Origin of the sequence: Pararhizobium sp. IMCC3301 (genome assembly GCF_030758315.1) — a bacterium.
In the GTDB taxonomy this organism is placed as follows: domain Bacteria; phylum Pseudomonadota; class Alphaproteobacteria; order Rhizobiales.
On sequence record NZ_CP132336.1, the window covers coordinates 3,538,832 to 3,553,956 of the forward strand.

The 15,125-nt window shown below is 56.4% G+C and carries 15 protein-coding genes; 8 read left to right on the forward strand and 7 right to left on the reverse strand.

What is annotated here, in order from left to right; genetic code table 11:
* Nucleotides 1-37 precede the first annotated feature (37 nt).
* The 3 genes from RAL88_RS17090 to RAL88_RS17100 form a co-directional block, all read right to left on the reverse strand.
* On the reverse strand, nt 38-1,468 hold the full coding sequence (locus tag RAL88_RS17090; protein WP_371932189.1) for a protein adenylyltransferase SelO: 1,431 nt from the start codon (nt 1,466-1,468) through the stop codon (nt 38-40).
* Nucleotides 1,469-1,541: 73 nt separating this feature from the next.
* Nucleotides 1,542-2,915 (reverse strand): glutamate--cysteine ligase, encoded by a 1,374-nt coding sequence (locus RAL88_RS17095; RefSeq protein ID WP_306265104.1) that lies wholly within the window; start codon nt 2,913-2,915, stop codon nt 1,542-1,544.
* Nucleotides 2,916-2,980: 65 nt separating this feature from the next.
* Nucleotides 2,981-3,733 (reverse strand): 16S rRNA (uracil(1498)-N(3))-methyltransferase, encoded by a 753-nt coding sequence (locus tag RAL88_RS17100; RefSeq protein WP_306265106.1) that lies wholly within the window; start codon nt 3,731-3,733, stop codon nt 2,981-2,983.
* 98 nt (nt 3,734-3,831) lie between these two features.
* On the opposite strand from RAL88_RS17100, the gene xseA reads away from it, so the two are divergent.
* Nucleotides 3,832-5,430 (forward strand): exodeoxyribonuclease VII large subunit, encoded by a 1,599-nt coding sequence (xseA, locus tag RAL88_RS17105; RefSeq protein ID WP_306265107.1) that lies wholly within the window; start codon nt 3,832-3,834, stop codon nt 5,428-5,430.
* 529 nt (nt 5,431-5,959) lie between these two features.
* The gene (locus RAL88_RS17110) at nt 5,960-6,895 is read left to right on the forward strand and encodes a hypothetical protein (protein WP_306265108.1); all 936 of its coding nucleotides are present in this window, start codon (nt 5,960-5,962) and stop codon (nt 6,893-6,895) included.
* 221 nt (nt 6,896-7,116) lie between these two features.
* On the opposite strand, the gene RAL88_RS17115 is transcribed toward RAL88_RS17110, so the two are convergent.
* The gene (locus RAL88_RS17115; protein WP_306265110.1) at nt 7,117-7,956 is read right to left on the reverse strand and encodes a hypothetical protein; all 840 of its coding nucleotides are present in this window, start codon (nt 7,954-7,956) and stop codon (nt 7,117-7,119) included.
* Between the two features lie 79 nt (nt 7,957-8,035).
* On the opposite strand from RAL88_RS17115, the gene RAL88_RS17120 reads away from it, so the two are divergent.
* Nucleotides 8,036-8,455: a hypothetical protein gene (locus RAL88_RS17120; protein ID WP_306265111.1), complete on the forward strand. Its 420-nt coding sequence runs from the start codon at nt 8,036-8,038 to the stop codon at nt 8,453-8,455.
* Here RAL88_RS17120 and RAL88_RS17125 read toward each other — a convergent pair.
* A complete protein-coding gene (locus RAL88_RS17125) occupies nt 8,410-8,616 on the reverse strand; it encodes a hypothetical protein (RefSeq protein WP_306265113.1) in 207 nt (68 codons plus the stop codon). The two genes, RAL88_RS17120 and RAL88_RS17125, sit on opposite strands and share 46 nt — an antisense overlap.
* 56 nt (nt 8,617-8,672) lie before the next feature.
* On the opposite strand from RAL88_RS17125, the gene RAL88_RS17130 reads away from it, so the two are divergent.
* Nucleotides 8,673-9,263, forward strand: a complete 591-nt coding sequence (locus RAL88_RS17130; protein ID WP_306265114.1) for a rhodanese-like domain-containing protein — start codon at nt 8,673-8,675, stop codon at nt 9,261-9,263.
* An 87-nt stretch (nt 9,264-9,350) separates the two neighbouring features.
* Here the strand turns inward: RAL88_RS17130 and RAL88_RS17135 are convergent, their stop codons facing one another.
* Nucleotides 9,351-10,622: a DUF3422 family protein gene (locus tag RAL88_RS17135; protein WP_306265116.1), complete on the reverse strand. Its 1,272-nt coding sequence runs from the start codon at nt 10,620-10,622 to the stop codon at nt 9,351-9,353.
* 168 nt (nt 10,623-10,790) lie between these two features.
* On the opposite strand from RAL88_RS17135, the gene RAL88_RS17140 reads away from it, so the two are divergent.
* From RAL88_RS17140 to RAL88_RS17155, 4 genes are read left to right on the forward strand one after another with little or no spacing between them, the layout of a single operon-like run.
* Nucleotides 10,791-11,597: an FCD domain-containing protein gene (locus tag RAL88_RS17140; RefSeq protein WP_306265117.1), complete on the forward strand. Its 807-nt coding sequence runs from the start codon at nt 10,791-10,793 to the stop codon at nt 11,595-11,597.
* Between the two features lie 3 nt (nt 11,598-11,600).
* Complete coding sequence (locus RAL88_RS17145) at nt 11,601-12,443, forward strand: (Fe-S)-binding protein (RefSeq protein WP_306265118.1); 843 nt, start codon at nt 11,601-11,603, stop codon at nt 12,441-12,443.
* Nucleotides 12,444-12,450: 7 nt separating this feature from the next.
* Nucleotides 12,451-13,890, forward strand: coding sequence for a LutB/LldF family L-lactate oxidation iron-sulfur protein (locus RAL88_RS17150; RefSeq protein WP_306265119.1), 1,440 nt, complete (start codon nt 12,451-12,453; stop codon nt 13,888-13,890).
* Nucleotides 13,887-14,600 carry an LUD domain-containing protein gene (locus RAL88_RS17155; protein WP_306265121.1) on the forward strand — a complete coding sequence of 238 codons (714 nt, stop codon included), beginning with the start codon at nt 13,887-13,889 and terminating at the stop codon, nt 14,598-14,600. Before RAL88_RS17150 ends, RAL88_RS17155 begins: the two co-directional genes overlap by 4 nt.
* A 91-nt stretch (nt 14,601-14,691) precedes the next feature.
* Here the strand turns inward: RAL88_RS17155 and RAL88_RS17160 are convergent, their stop codons facing one another.
* Nucleotides 14,692-15,117, reverse strand: a complete 426-nt coding sequence (locus tag RAL88_RS17160) for a cytochrome c family protein (protein ID WP_306265123.1) — start codon at nt 15,115-15,117, stop codon at nt 14,692-14,694.
* Nucleotides 15,118-15,125 lie beyond the last annotated feature (8 nt).

Below are 15,125 nucleotides of genomic sequence, written 5' to 3' on the forward strand. Positions count from 1 at the left end.
CGAAGATCACCAATATTTATTTATTGAATGTCAGAAGCTATGTGGTCGTCCGGTAAGCGTCGCGCATGTCCGCAATTTCACTGAGAGCGGAATGCAGCAACGACCAGTCATCCGCTTCTGCAATCGGCTGCCAGATGGCTTCCACCTCATCAATCAGCATGGTGCGCGGGCTCGCGCGCTGAAAATAGGCATGATCCAGATTGGCATTGCCCGTGATCCGGAAGTTCTCCGTCAGCAGCGCTGCGACCGGCTCGAAACTCGGATCGGAATACAGCTCTGCGATGGGACTGTTGGTTAATCGCCCGCAGGATGTTGCGCCGCCGCGCAGATCGAACATCACCTGTTCAAACGGTGCCTGCGTCGCCGTCCAGAATTCAATCAGGGCTCGCAACAGCGAGAGGCCGCTTTCCGAACCGTTGCTGCTGTCGGTCGGCTCAACGCCAAGGCGGCGGCAGAAATTGACAGCCAGGGCCGACTGGAACACGTCCCAAAATCCCGTCAGCGCTTGTTCCAATTCGTCTGGCTGGGCAAAATCCAGCAGCGATTCCGCCAGACGGGCCAGATTCCACAACAATGTTTCCGGCTGGCGGCCGAACGAATAAAGCCCACTCGTGTCGAAATAGGCGGCTGTGAAAGCTGGATCATAGCTCGGCAGGAACCGCCACGGGCCATAATCGAAGCTTTCGCCTGTGACGTTGATATTATCGGTGTTGAGAACGCCATGGACAAATCCGGCGGCAGTCCATGCCGCCCCTGTGCGGGCCACATTTTCAGCGACCTGTGTCAGGAATGCCAGAGTGCGCCGAGTGCGGTCATCATGCCAGACATGCGGCATGTAATGGCGGATGGCGTGGTTCATCAGCTGTTCCAGATTGTCCGGCCGCTGCAGCGCCGCCTGTCTCTGGAAACTGCCGATTCGGATATGGCTGTGCGACAGGCGCACCATTACCGCCGAGCGCGTTGGAGATGGCTCGTCACCGCGCACCAGTTCCTCGCCGGTTTCAATCAGGGAAAAGGTCCTCGATGTATCAACGCCGAGCGCTTCCAGCATTTCGGTTGCCAGAACCTCGCGCACACCGCCCTTCAGCGTAAGCCGGCCATCACCGCCGCGCGACCAGGGCGTCTGGCCGGAGCCCTTGGTGCCCAGATCCAGCAGCCGCCCATCCTCCAGATCGCGCATTTGCGCAAACAGAAAGCCGCGGCCGTCGCCCAGATCAGGATTGTAGGAGCGGAACTGATGGCCGTGATAGCGCAGCGCCAGAGGTTTTTCAAAACTGCCCGCAACAGGGACAAACCGGCCAAAATGATTGAGCCATGCCTCATCCGTGAGCTTGTCGAGGCCGACCCGTTTGGCCCATCGCTGATTGCGATAGCGCAAGATGTGCTGCGGAAAACTGGCTGCGCTGACCTCATCGAAAAAATCGGCACCAAGATCGCTGTGAACAATTTCAGGACGAAAGTTCAAAATCAATCCTTCGCTTTGGAGTGCTGTAGACGCTCGGGAGACGCTCGGAAGACCGGGAGAGAACCGCGTCGCCGCCTCAATAGGCGAAATCCTCGAACACGCGGTCGATATCGCCGCCCCATTCGCCGTGATATTTGCCAAGCATCAGCTCCGCCGGGGTTTTGCCGGAGGCAATTGTTTCATCAATCGGCGTGAGATACTGGCTTTCATCAAACCCCGCACCGTTCATCTGGCTGCGCCGGCTCAGACCCTGATGCGACAGCATCACCACACGCCTGGCGACATCGAGCAATTTGCCTTTACGGAACGGCATGTTGAGCGCCAGCTTCGGCACTGTATCACGCATTGTCTGGCGTTCTTCATTGGTCCAGTCGGCCAGATAATCTTCGGTTTCGGCAAGCGTGTCTTCATCATACAGCAGGCCGACCCAGAACGCCGGCAGGGCGCAGATACGGCGCCATGGATTGCCGTCGGCACCGCGCATTTCCAGAAAGCTTTTCAGCCGCACATCCGGAAACACCGTGGACAGATGATTTTTCCAGTCGCCCTGAGTGACATCCGCCTTTTCAGCGCCGGCCGGGCGCTTGCCATTCATATACTCGCGAAAGGTAACGCTGGTTGCATCAATATAATCAGCCCCGCGCTTGATAAAATACATTGGAATATCAAGTGCGTAGTCAACATAGGATTCAAAGCCGAAACCCTCGTCAAAGGCGAATGGCAACAGGCCGGAGCGGTTATTGTCCACATCCCGCCAGATTTCGCCGCGATACGACAAAAACCCGTTGGGCTTGCCGTTCAGAAAAGGTGAACTGGCAAACAGCGCTGTGGCAACCGCCTGCAGCGACAGGCCGACGCGCATTTTGCGCACCATATCAGCCTCGCTGGCAAAATCCAGATTGACCTGAATGGTGCAGGTCCGGTGCATCATATCGAGCCCGTGCTGACCTACTTTGGGCATGTAATTGCGCATGATCTCATAGCGCGATTTCGGCATGTGCGGTGTTTCTTCAAGGGTCCATTTCGGGCTGGCACCCAGGCCCAGAAAACCAATTCCCAAAGCATCGGAAATTTCGCGCACATGGGCCAGATGCCCGTGAACCTCGCGGCAGGTCTGATGCAGGGTCTGCAATGGCGCACCGGACAATTCAAACTGCCCGCCCGGTTCCAGTGAAATGGCACCACCGCCGACAGGGTCAAACAGCCCGATGATGTGCTCGTGATCGTAAATTCCGTCCCAGCCGAGATTCGCCTTCATGCCGTCCAGAAGAGCTTTGACGCCGCGCTTGCCCTCATAGGGAACCGGCGAATAATCATCGGTGTAAAAGCCGAATTTCTCGTGTTCCGTGCCAATCCGCCAGGCGTCTTTCGGCTTGCAGCCTTCGCTCAGCGCTTCAATCAGTGCAGCGCGACTGTCAAGCGGCGTGTCGTCAGCAGTATCACGGGCCATATGCCGAATTCCTTATTGCCAAAGCGGCGCGACCATACTGCGCCATCGCAGAGCATGGCAACCCTTTATCGGTAATCACCGATAATAGCCTGAATGATCGCCAGCGCGGCCACGGCAGCGGTGTCGGCGCGCAGGATTCGCGGCCCCAGTGACAGCGCGTGAACAAAGGATTTGCTGTGCAGCAAATGCCGCTCATCTTCGGAAAATCCGCCTTCCGGTCCAATCAGTACCGCCAGCGGCCGGCCGTCAATGGCCGTCAGCCCCTGCGCCCCGGCGGCAGCTTCCGCCAGTTCATCGCAGAAAATCAGCACCCGGTTGCCCTGATCAGTAAGCCAGGTCTCAAGCATCCGCTCCAGCGTGATCGGCGCGCCCAGCTCCGGGACTGTCAGAATGCCGCATTGCTCTGCCGCTTCCAGCATGTTGGCCTGCATCCGCTCAGAATTGAGCTTTTGCACCTGAGTATAGCGGGTGATGACCGGCTGCAGATATCCGGCCCCCATTTCCACCGCCTTTTGCACCATATAATCCAGCCTTGCCTGTTTTAAAGGCGCGAAATAAAGCTGCAGATCATAAGGTTCCGGCTGCGGGCGAAGCTGTTTTTGCGGCACCAGCGAGCAGGCTTTTCGGCCGCCTGGCACAATATCCGCCAGCCATTCGCCATCGCTTCCATTGAACAGCAGCACGCTATCGTCGGCTTTCAGCCGCAGCACATTCAGCAGGTAGTTCGCCTTGGCGCGATCCGCCTCTATGGCCTGTCCCGCCAATAGCGCATCTTCGACATACAGCCGCTTGGTTCGAAAATCGGTGCGCTCGCCCATCATGCTCTTTCTTGACGCCTTGCGCGATTGGGTGACACACAGATAGCTATCTGGTCAAGATTTTCGAATCGCGTCCCCGAACCCGGACACAGCAAGCCATGAGCGAAACAGACAAGACAGAAGCCGATTCTACTCAGGACAGTTCTTCCAGTGACAGCAATGTCGCCGAATTCTCGGTCACCGAGATTTCTGCCGCGTTGAAACGCACTGTTGAAGACACATTTGGCTATGTCCGCGTGCGTGGCGAGATTTCCGGCTATCGCGGGCCGCATTCATCCGGCCACGCCTATTTCTCGATGAAGGACGACCGCGCCCGGCTCGAGGCCGTGATCTGGCGCGGTGTCTTCTCAAAACTGAAAATCCGCCCGGAGGAGGGCATGGAGGTGATTGCCACCGGCAAGCTCACCACCTATCCCGGCTCGTCGAAATACCAGATTGTCATCGAGCGCATCGAGCCGGCCGGTGTCGGCGCGCTGATGGCGCTTCTGGAGGAGCGCCGCAAGAAACTCGCTGCTGAAGGCCTATTCGACGACGCGCGCAAGAAACCGCTGCCGTTTCTGCCAAAAATCATCGGCGTCGTGACATCCCCGACCGGGGCCGTGATCCGCGATATTCTGCACCGGCTGCGCGACCGCTTTCCGGTCCATGTTCTGGTCTGGCCGGTGCGGGTGCAGGGCGAGACCAGCGGCCACGAGGTGGCGAGCGCGATTGATGGCTTCAACCGCTTCACCGGCGATGCTGTTCCAAGGCCCGATCTGCTGATTGTGGCGCGCGGCGGCGGCAGTCTTGAAGATCTTTGGGGTTTTAACGATGAAGCCGTTGTAAGGGCGGTGGCCGCATCGCAAATTCCGGTCATTTCAGCGGTTGGCCACGAGACCGACTGGACGCTGATCGATCATGTTGCCGACCGCCGTGCACCGACCCCGACCGGGGCCGCCGAAATGGCGGTGCCGGTGCGCCACGATCTTGAAAACACCGTCGACACATTGAGCCTGCGCAATGCCCAGGCCATGCGCCGCAGCCTTGACCAGCAGCGCAATGGCCTGCGCGCCCTGAGCCGGGCGATGCCTTCGCTCGACGCTCTGTTCGGCCTGCCACGCCAGAGATTTGACACCGCAGCCCAGCGTCTGACCAGCGCCTTGTCGGCCAATACCGCATCCCACCGCACCCGGCTGGTTGCGGCAGGAAGCCACATGCGGCCGCGCATTCTGGCGCTGCATTTTTCCCGTGCCCGCGACCGCAAGGTCCAGGCGGCGCTGCGTCTTGGCACTGTCATGGCACGCATTGTCGAGCGCCGGCGTGAAGACTGGAAGCGCGTCGGAGCCCTGAAACCTTCTGTGCTGATCCGCCAGACCGCGCTTGCCAGAACTGCGCTCGACGAGCGCACGGCGCGCCTGCACCGCGCCTTTGCCGCCAGCATCGACAGAACCCGGCAAAAACTCGATGGCCAGTCTCAATTGCTCAGGCTGGTGTCCTATCAAAGCGTCCTGCAGCGCGGCTTTGCCCTGGTGCGCGACGAGGCCGGACAGCCCGTCAGAGCAGCGTCACAGACCACAAGGCACCAGCGCATTTCCCTGGAATTCGCCGACGCCAGCATTGCCGCTATTGTTGAAGACGGACCGGCGTCTGAGCCGAAACCGAAAGCCAAAAAAGCCGCACCGGCCAAACCGCCAGGCAATCAGGGGACATTGTTTTAAGGGGAGCGCGCAAAATGTGCCGGTCGTTTTCGGCTTTGGCAAGAAAGGCCTATGCGCGCTTGCCGGTCCGTTCTAAGCATATCGGAGGATGCTTTCGCAGGGCAGGTTAGAAGCCGCTTGATACCTTGAGACCTTGAGAAAAGTGTCCGCATTGGAACAACCAGGCCAAAGCTGACGTTCGCTGGAGGTTCGTTCTTTTGCATTGTAGTGCGTCATTCCAGCCGTTCGTTCTTTGCGCAGCATTTGGCAGTGATCATACATCAGGTCGCGGCCGAATGTAGGCGGTCCGGCCCACCATAAAAGTCACACCAATTCCTATGGCAGTCTCACGCTGCACGAATTTTCATTGCAATCTAGGCGGGGAAATTGAGATTCACAAGTTTAGGGATCAACCGATGAATTCTCCGGAGGCGTTGACGGACGTCGGCTCCGAAGTCAGTAGCGCAATCTTATAAAATATAATATTTACATTATTTACGTAAAGATATATATTTGCGTGAATTTCCTGTAAAACGCGAAACATTGATATATGGAATTTCGAGCTCCAACGGCCGCTGCACAGCAAAACGCCTCTGCTTGCGACTACCTGACAAAAAACCTGACAGACAAGGAAGCCGGTTTGGAGCAGTTCCAAGGGTTGCTTGACGCGTTAGGGAACAGCGTTGAGCGTTTACCCGATTGGCATCCCATCTTGACCGATCCGTCTCAGCCCTACGAAAAACACGTTTTCGGCATTAGCCAACTGGAAACGTATCGAAAATGTGATCACACAGTGTACTTCGTTCGCGGTTTTGTAACCTGTCCATATGACGAAGGCGCTGCGGATCAATTGGTGGAAGCCGTAAATCGGGTTGAACGTCTTCACGCACACAGAATGGATGAACCACTATATAACGAAGGCACGTATCCGGTCGTTGTAGTGTCGGACAAGATAGAGTTGGAAGCAGACGGAACTATTCGCAGCCGTGACGCTCTTTCCATGTTTGCGCAGCATACGGTCAAGCATGCTCTTACCGCGCAGGTTGCCGAAACTTGGTGGAATATGCGGGCGAACATCCTTGGGGTCCCGCATGGCTCTCGATCATCGCTGTTTGTAAATCAGCACGCCGGAGGTCATATGCGCAAAATCTTAGAGACCCTAAACGATAGTGGCATGTTCGGGCCAATCAAGGAATGGTCGCTGGATATGCTTCCAGAGAAGAAGCGAAACGCAATTGGCGTTACTCTCATAAGTGTCGCGGTGTCGAATTGGGCCAACAGTAGCGAGAAGTTTGAATTTGAGCTTCGCGGCGAGAAATGTGAGGCTGGCGTGCGGGATACATGGGACGACGGAACAGAGTTGTCTGTTCGGGTGACAATTGGAGATCACGATCTATACGTATCGGGCTTTTATTATCCCAAGGGTGAACGTGTCGAAGTCGGAACTACCGTTGGTAAGAAAGCGCTGGCACTGAAGTTCGCGTAATAGTGGGAGAGCTTTAAGCTTGGCCGCCCGCAAACTCCGTTAACTGTCACAGTAGCCCAAAACCGGCCATTCTCGCAATACGCAGCATTTGTGGATTCGAGGCGCGCTATGCGCGGTTAGGAATCTCCATCGGCACCTACGAGAGTCCAATGGCCCGTGCACGCGAAACTGAGGGCGTAGAGCACGTTACTTGGGACTAGACGACGAACGCATCACTTCTGTCAAAATGGGAAGTTTTCGGTCAGTTTGCCTTCCAAATGGTCGATGACTTCCCCAATCGCCTCAATGACACGTCGAACATAATCATCAGTAAAATCACCTAGCTTGTTACCCTCTTTGTCCTGACCGTTCCTGTGTACGCAGTGATGGCGCAACATCATTGCAGGAAATAGAATGTCGCGTTGTGATTTGGAAGGTATTAAATCCAGTCCAAAAGCATCTTTGTAGAGCGCCGATACTGCGTTTAAGTTGTGATAAAGAACCGCGCGCAATACAACTATAACACGCTTTGCCACAGATTCAGGGTCATTGGCCAAATCAGCGGCTGAAAACTTCAACTCCCCAAGCAATTTATTCGACTTGAGAAGTTGCTCGCGAACCTCGGAACGGCCTAGGACAGCGTTAATCAAGGTGTCTCCGAGATACGCCTCCAGGGACGATACTGCACCCGAGAAGATGAGGCGATTAGTGAATTGTGGGTCATTGATTGGGCTTTGTGAGCCAACCATCCCGTTAAGATAGCCAAGCGCTTCTTTGGATACCGAATACGGATCGTCGGGCGGGTCGTAGTCTTCCTCATCCGGTTCATACATTGGCATATCGCCGGAGAACTCAAATTTACGCGGCTCTTCGATCTCAAAGTGGACGTCGCCAGTATTTACAAAGACGTGACCGCTGTATGCTGTCTCACAATGGTCGCATTCTATTTCAACCCAATCATCTACAACCATATCTGACATCTTCTCAGCCATGAAGTTTAGCTCGGGAACAGGAACCTTTTGGTTGTTGGCGTTCTCACACTCAGGGCACATCCAGTAGGTATTGGTAGTGAATTGCTGCATCCGTCTATTCCATTGTGTCTGCTGGTCTTCCTGAAGGATTGTATCTCAATTTTCGCTAGGTGTTTAGTCCCGGCATTTGATGGTGCAATATTCTCTCCTGAATGGAAGGAAGCATTATGGGAAAAATTTTACATGGCAGCGCTACAATAATTTCAAAAAAAGGGATTTGAGCGCTGATATTCTCGCGCTTCTTGGCACTACTGAATTGTTTTCGACGAAAACGATGATGGCAGATTTAAAAGTCGCCTATTTAAATAGGTCCACGACACTCTTGAAAGCAACCAATGTCAGCTACATTGGTTTTTGGAAATCTCTGTTGCGCTGCACCGAACGCCCGCTCTCCGCCCATTTCGGCAAGCGATGGTCATTTTTGTTCCAGTCGCTTCGTCCGCAAAGCGGACCAACACGATTTGTGGAAACTGTTTTAGCCAAGTTTAAAACCGGCTCTAATTCTCATCCAGCGGCGTACGCCGGATGCGGCGCACCACATACCACATGACCCGCGACAACCACCGGGATCCACAAGGCTGTCAGAACCGCGCTGATATAGACATAGCCGAACAGCGCCTGCAGCATTGTGTCGATGCCTTTCAGCAGATAGTCCATCAGGCCGACCACATAAGTGCTGGCCAACCCATGCGTTGATTTGCCATGACGCATACTCAATTACCGATTATGGTAAACCCTGCAGATCACAGGATTGAGGAGTACCGAACATGAAGATAATTGTGCTGGCTATCACGCTGATGCTTGTTACTGGCGTGGCGGGGGCCGAAGTCACGGTGGGCATCACCAAGGACATGCCGTCCGTCACTGTGCAAACAAATGCCGGTCCGGTCGAGATCAGCAGAATTCAGGATACCGAGAACAAGATACAAGGCGAATGGGCCAAAACCTCCCGCCCTTGCCCCGACTTTTGCATACAGCCTTTCACGCCCGCGAAAGGGGTGACCACCATTGGCGAACTGGAGTTGATCGAGATGCTTCAGGACCCAGAGGCGATCGTCATCGACAGCCGCACCAACGATTGGTTTCAAGGCGGCACGATCCCTGGGGCAATCAACATTCCTTACACCTATATTATCGACGAGTTGGCACAGTTGGGGTGTGAGCCGGACTTTGACGGTTGGATCTGCGATAATGCGAAACGTGTCGCACTTTTCTGCAACGGCATCTGGTGCGGTCAATCCCCCACGGCAATCCGCAACATGATCGAAGCGGGATACCCGGCAGATCGTATTTCTTACTATCGCGGTGGGATGCAGGTCTGGCGGACGCTGGGTCTGAGCGTCACCGGAAAGGACTGACGGTTTCGCATGTATCATGGCAGAATGTCCGCAAAACGGACCCACATGATTTGCGGAAACGACTTGAGCTAAAGGTTTAAAAAGACCCTATTTCTCATCCAGCGGCGTGCGCCGGATGCGGCGCACCACATACCACATTGCCGCGACAACCACCGGGACCGACAACGCTGTCAGAACCGCGCTGATATAGGCATAGCCGAACAGCGCCTGCAGCGGCGTGTCGATGCCTTTCAGCAGATAGGCAATCAGGCCGACGACATAATAGCTGACCGCTGCAATCGACAGGCCTTCGACGGTTTGCTGCAGCCGCAATTGCTGTTTTGCGCGGTGGTTCATCGATGTCAGCAGATCGCGGTTCTGCCGCTCCAGTTCCACATCGACGCGGGTGCGCAGCAGATTGGCGGCCCGCGACAGTTTGCGCGACAGGTTTGCCTGGCGTTCCTCCAGCGCATGAATGGTCTGCATCGCCGGCTGCAAACGCCGGATCAGGAAGGCTTCCAACGTGGGATGATGTTCGTAGCCGACCTCCTGAATGGCATCGAGGCGCAGACGAACGATCTCGTGATAGGCTCTGCTGGCACCAAATCTGAACAGGCAGGCCGCAGCATTGGCTTCCAGATCTGCTGACAGGCGGGTGATTTCATCCAGCAGGCGTTCGCTGATGCCGTGCGGATGGTCTTTCAGATCGGCGGTGATGGTCGCCAGACTGGTTTCAATGCCGCTGACAATCGGCGCGGTGCGCTGCGCCAGCGGCAGGCCGAGCAATGCCAGTGTGCGGTAGGTTTCAATTTCCAGCAGCCGCTGCACCAGCGCGCCAATAGCGATTTCTGTAGCGCTCTGGTTGATGATTGTCATGCGCGTCGCGCCATCATCGGACTGGCGGAAATCCGTGGCGATCAGGGCCACGCCGTTTTCCACTTTTGAAACGCACAGCGATCGGTGGTCGTAGATCTTTTCAAAATTGACATCGCTGTCATGTTCCAGAACGTCAATCCGGGTCATCGAAATCACCTGGCCCAGCGGTTTGGTGGCCCGTTCGATGATCAGCGCCAGTCCGTCATGGGCGTTGCGCGGCGGGGCGTCCCAGGTCAGCGAGCCGAATTCGGAATGTTGTTCCCAACGCAGCCGCCCGCCAAACGCGTTGAGCACATAATAGCGCACCTGCGGCGCTGGCGGCGCAACACCGGCTTCGGTGGCGCAGTGCGAGATGGCCTCGTGCAGCGCTTCCGCTTCTTCCGCCCCGGTCAGCAAAGCGACATGGCGCACCACGCGCGGCGTTGGCATCGGCTCGAACGGCCGTGCGTGGACTTCTCCCAGAACCCGCGCCCTTTCCGGGTGGGTGGTGATGATCTGCGACATGCTGATGGCTCCGATTCGCACGACAGGCTGATTTATCATCACCCTTGGCACAAAAGCGAAGCAAAGGCTTGGATTATCCGGCACGCTGCCGGTGGGCAATTTTATTGACCACTCGTCAGATGTGGCTGTAATGTCCGGCTTAATGAGGAAGGAATGAATCAGTCCGGCATGATATTCTCTGAAATTTCCCATTCCCGCACCGCCGATGAGGTGATGCACCAGATTGAAGAGCTGGTGCTGCAGGGCGTCCTGAAGCCGGGCGACCGAATTCCGGGGGAGCGCAGCCTGTCCAAATCCCTCAATGTGTCGCGCCCGGTTCTGCGCGATGCCTTGCAGGATCTGGAAGCGCGCGGATTGCTGGAAACCCGTCAGGGCGAGGGCACTGTTGTGGCCGATGTTGTCGGCACCGTGTTCCGCGATCCGATTGTCCAGCTGATCCGCAAACATCCCAAAGCCACCGCCGATTATGTCGAGTTCCGCCGCCAGATCGAAGGCATTACCGCCTTCATGGCGGCAAGCCGCGCCAATGAGGCAGACCGGGAGCTGCTGACGCGGCTGGTCGGCACTATGACCGAAACCCATGGCATGCAGGATTTTTCTGCCGAGGCTGCAGTGGATGTGGAGTTTCATCAGGCCATCGGCGAATGCGCCCACAATATTGTGTTGCTTCACACATTGCGCGCCTGCTACCGCTTGCTGGAACAGGGGGTCTTCATCAACCGAAGCCTGCTATATGGCCACAAAGGCTCGCGCGATGCCCTGCTGGCCCAGCACAAGGCGATTTATCACGCCATCATGCAACGCGATCCGGAGGCGGCGCGCCGCGCGGCGGAAGCCCATATGGATTTTGTCGCAGAGGCGGTGAAGGACGTGGAAATTGTTGGGGAACGTGAAGCGGTTTCCCGCATGCGCCTGGCGCAACACGGCACCCAGCGAAAATCGGAACGCGCTGTCAAACCAGCCAGAGTAAAGTAGATTATGAGCGAATCAGCCACAAACCCGTCTCCCCAAACCAGTGCCATTGAAACGCCGAGGAATGTCGGCCTGTTTGTCACCTGCCTGGTCGATCTGTTTCGACCCTCTGTGGGATTTGCCAGTGTCAAATTGCTGGAAGATGCCGGCTGCACCATTTCCGTGCCCCCCGCCCAGACCTGCTGCGGTCAGCCGGCCTATAATTCCGGCGACAAGGCCGACACCCGCGATATTGCCATGCAGGTCATCAAGTCCTTTGAGGATTATGACGCCGTGGTCGCACCCTCCGGCTCCTGCGCCGCGATGATCAAGGTTCACTATCTGGAATTGTTTGAAGTCGGCACGCCGTGGCATGACCGCGCCCGCAAACTGGCTGACAAGACCTTCGAGCTGACCAGTTTTCTGACCGATATTCTGGGCCGCAATCCGGTGACGGCGCATTTTGACGGTACTGTCACCTATCACGACAGTTGTTCCGGCCTGCGCGAACTGGGCGTCGAAAAACAGCCGCGCCGCCTTTTGGCGGCAGTTGACGGGCTGGAACTGAAAGAAATGAAAGACAGCGATGTGTGCTGCGGCTTTGGCGGCACCTTCTGCATCAAATATCCCGACATTTCCAATGCCATCGTGCAGAAGAAAACCAAAAACATTGAAGCCACAGAGGCCGGTACGCTGCTGGCGGGAGATCTCGGCTGCCTGTTGAATATGGCCGGCAAGCTGAAACGCGAGGGCAGCAGCGTCGATGTCCGCCATGTTGCCGAAGTTCTGGCTGGAATGACCGACGTGCCGCCCATCGGCAAGAACCGCAATGAAGCGAGCGGCCCGACTAAAAGCAGCGAGAAGGGATAGGACGATTATGCAGATCACGTCACCCTATTTTAAGGAAAAATCCTCCGAAGCGCTGAAGGACGCAAACCTGCAGAAAGCGCTCGGCAATGTGGAGCGCGGCTTCATCGACAAACGCGCCAAGGCTGCGGCCAATCTGCCGGAATTTGAAGCGCTGCGCGACCGCTCGAGAGACATCAAAGACCATGTGCTGGGCCATCTGGATCATTATCTGGAAGCCTATGAGGCCAAGGTTCAGGACAGTGGCGGCCGCGTCCACTGGGCAGCTGGTGCCCAGGATGCCCGCAATATCATTCTTGATATCTGCAAGCGCGCCAACGCCAAAACCGTCACCAAAGGCAAATCCATGATCGCCGAGGAAATCGCGATCAACGAGCACCTGGAACGCAATGGTATTGAACCCATCGAAACCGATCTGGGTGAATATATCATTCAACTGCGCAACGAGCCGCCCAGCCACATCATTGCGCCGGCGGTGCATGTCAACAAGGAAGAGGTAGAGGCGGATTTCCGCCGGGTCCACCGTCATTTGCCACCGGGCCGCAATCTGGAGGAGGCAACCAGCCTTTTGTCGGAGGCAAGAAGCGTTCTGCGCGACAAGTTCCTCGCCGCTGATGTGGGCATTACCGGGGCGAATTTTCTGGTCGCCGAAACCGGCACGTCCATCATTGTCACCAATGAGGGCAATGGCGATCTGACCCAGATATTGCCAAAGGTCCACATAGTCATTGCCTCAATTGAGAAGATCGTCCCGACGCTGGAGGATGTCAGCCAGATCTTGCGTGTTCTGGCCCGCTCCGCCACCGGCCAGGATATGTCGGTCTACACCACATTTTCCACCGGCCCGCGCCGCAAGGACGATCCTGATGGCCCGGAAGAATATCATGTGGTACTGCTCGACAATGGCCGCTCCGACATGCTTGGAACCGAGTTTCAGGACATGCTGCGCTGCATCAGATGCGGTGCCTGCATGAATCACTGCCCGGTCTATCATGCGGTCGGCGGCCATTCTTACGGCTGGGTCTATCCCGGACCGATGGGTGCGGTTTTGACGCCAACCCTGATCGGTGTTGAAAAGGCCGGCCACCTGCCCAATGCATCAACCTTTTGCGGGCGCTGCGAAGCGGTTTGCCCGATGCGTATTCCACTGCCGAAAATGATGCGGCACTGGCGCGAAAAGGAATTTGAACGTCATATTGCGCCGGGCGGACTGAGGCGTGGCCTTGGCGTCTGGGCCTGGGTGGCCAAACGACCGGTCATTTACCATGCGGCAACCAGACTGGCGATCAAATTGCTCGGCGTATTGGGCAACGGCAAGGGGGCCTTCAAATCCCTGCCGATGGCAGGAGGCTGGACCGAGCACCGAGACCTGCCGGTCCCGGAAGGCCAGACCTTCCAACAACAATGGGCAGCGCGGCACAAAAACTCCAAAGCGGGACAAAGCGCATGAATGAACGGGCAGGTTCCGCCAATCGCACAGCTGCCGGTGGACGCAGCGGTATTATGGCCAGAATACGGAAGAATATTCCGGACGCTGACGATCCCGCACGCGCAGCCAGAGTAAAGGAACGGCTTGCCAAAAATCCATCCGGATTGATTCCTGCCCGTGGCCGCAAACCCCATGACAAGCAGGTCGATCTGTTCTGCGAACAGGCCGTCAAGGTTCAGGCCACGGTGACCCGGATCAGCAGCATTGCCGATCTGCCGGCGGCTCTGGCCGATTATCTGCGTGGTCGAAACCTGCCCAAACGGGTGCGCATGGGCGATGCACCGCTTCTGGCCGGGGCGGGTTGGGAGAAAGCGACTGGCCTCGAAATCTCGAAAGGCGCTTCTGACGGAACCGATCCGGTGGGTCTTTCCCACGCCTTTGCCGGGGTCGCGGAATCCGGAACACTGATGCTGGAATCCGGCAGCGACAATCCCACCACTTTGAATTTCCTGCCTGAAACCCATTGTGTCGTGGTGCGCGCATCCGACATTGCCGGCGATTATGAAAGCGTCTGGAGCCAGGTGCGCGAAAAACACGGCAAGGGCAGCATGCCGCGAACCGTCAACATGATTACCGGACCATCGCGATCCGGCGATATTGAACAGACCCTACTGCTCGGAGCCCATGGCCCGCGTTCGCTGCAGATTTTTGTTGTCGACAGTGACGGCTGACAACAGGCCCGGAACGACAGGCCCGGAACGACGAAAGCCGCGAACACAGTGTGTTCGCGGCTTCAAATCCTCGATGTTGCGACGAAATTGGCTATTCAGCCATATTTCCCTCTTCATCGAACTGCGCCAGATAGGCGATGACATTTTCAAGGTCGTCTTCTTTTTTCAGACCGCCAAATGCCATCTTGGTTCCCTTCAACGCTTTGCGCGGATTGGCAAGAAATTCCTCTAGCGTTTCTTCATCCCAGGTTTTCTCAGCTGCCAACATCGCTTTGGAATATTTATATCCCTCGACAGTGCCTGCTTCGCGTCCGAAAACACCATTCAGAACTGGACCAACCTTGTTCTTGGCGTCAGGACCCACAGCGTGGCAGGCCGCGCATTTTTTAAAGATAGCTTCACCAGCCTCGGCATCGCCTTCAACCTGGCTATCGGCATCGCCATCAGAATGGCTATCGGCATAGGCCGCAAATGGCATCAGCATGCTCAAAACGCCTGCAAGAATAATTTTCTTCATGCTTATTT

Excerpts from the sequence above, each read along its gene's own strand:
- RAL88_RS17095 (WP_306265104.1), bottom strand. The coding sequence starts at position 2,915 with ATGGCCCGTGATACTGCTGACGACACGCCGCTTGACAGTCGCGCTGCA.
- RAL88_RS17100 (WP_306265106.1), bottom strand. The coding sequence starts at position 3,733 with ATGGGCGAGCGCACCGATTTTCGAACCAAGCGGCTGTATGTCGAAGAT.
- xseA (WP_306265107.1), top strand. The coding sequence starts at position 3,832 with ATGAGCGAAACAGACAAGACAGAAGCCGATTCTACTCAGGACAGTTCT.
- RAL88_RS17110 (WP_306265108.1), top strand. The coding sequence starts at position 5,960 with ATGGAATTTCGAGCTCCAACGGCCGCTGCACAGCAAAACGCCTCTGCT.
- RAL88_RS17115 (WP_306265110.1), bottom strand. The coding sequence starts at position 7,956 with ATGCAGCAATTCACTACCAATACCTACTGGATGTGCCCTGAGTGTGAG.
- RAL88_RS17120 (WP_306265111.1), top strand. The coding sequence starts at position 8,036 with ATGGTGCAATATTCTCTCCTGAATGGAAGGAAGCATTATGGGAAAAAT.
- RAL88_RS17125 (WP_306265113.1), bottom strand. The coding sequence starts at position 8,616 with ATGCGTCATGGCAAATCAACGCATGGGTTGGCCAGCACTTATGTGGTC.
- RAL88_RS17130 (WP_306265114.1), top strand. The coding sequence starts at position 8,673 with ATGAAGATAATTGTGCTGGCTATCACGCTGATGCTTGTTACTGGCGTG.
- RAL88_RS17135 (WP_306265116.1), bottom strand. The coding sequence starts at position 10,622 with ATGTCGCAGATCATCACCACCCACCCGGAAAGGGCGCGGGTTCTGGGA.
- RAL88_RS17140 (WP_306265117.1), top strand. The coding sequence starts at position 10,791 with ATGATATTCTCTGAAATTTCCCATTCCCGCACCGCCGATGAGGTGATG.
- RAL88_RS17145 (WP_306265118.1), top strand. The coding sequence starts at position 11,601 with ATGAGCGAATCAGCCACAAACCCGTCTCCCCAAACCAGTGCCATTGAA.
- RAL88_RS17150 (WP_306265119.1), top strand. The coding sequence starts at position 12,451 with ATGCAGATCACGTCACCCTATTTTAAGGAAAAATCCTCCGAAGCGCTG.
- RAL88_RS17155 (WP_306265121.1), top strand. The coding sequence starts at position 13,887 with ATGAATGAACGGGCAGGTTCCGCCAATCGCACAGCTGCCGGTGGACGC.
- RAL88_RS17160 (WP_306265123.1), bottom strand. The coding sequence starts at position 15,117 with ATGAAGAAAATTATTCTTGCAGGCGTTTTGAGCATGCTGATGCCATTT.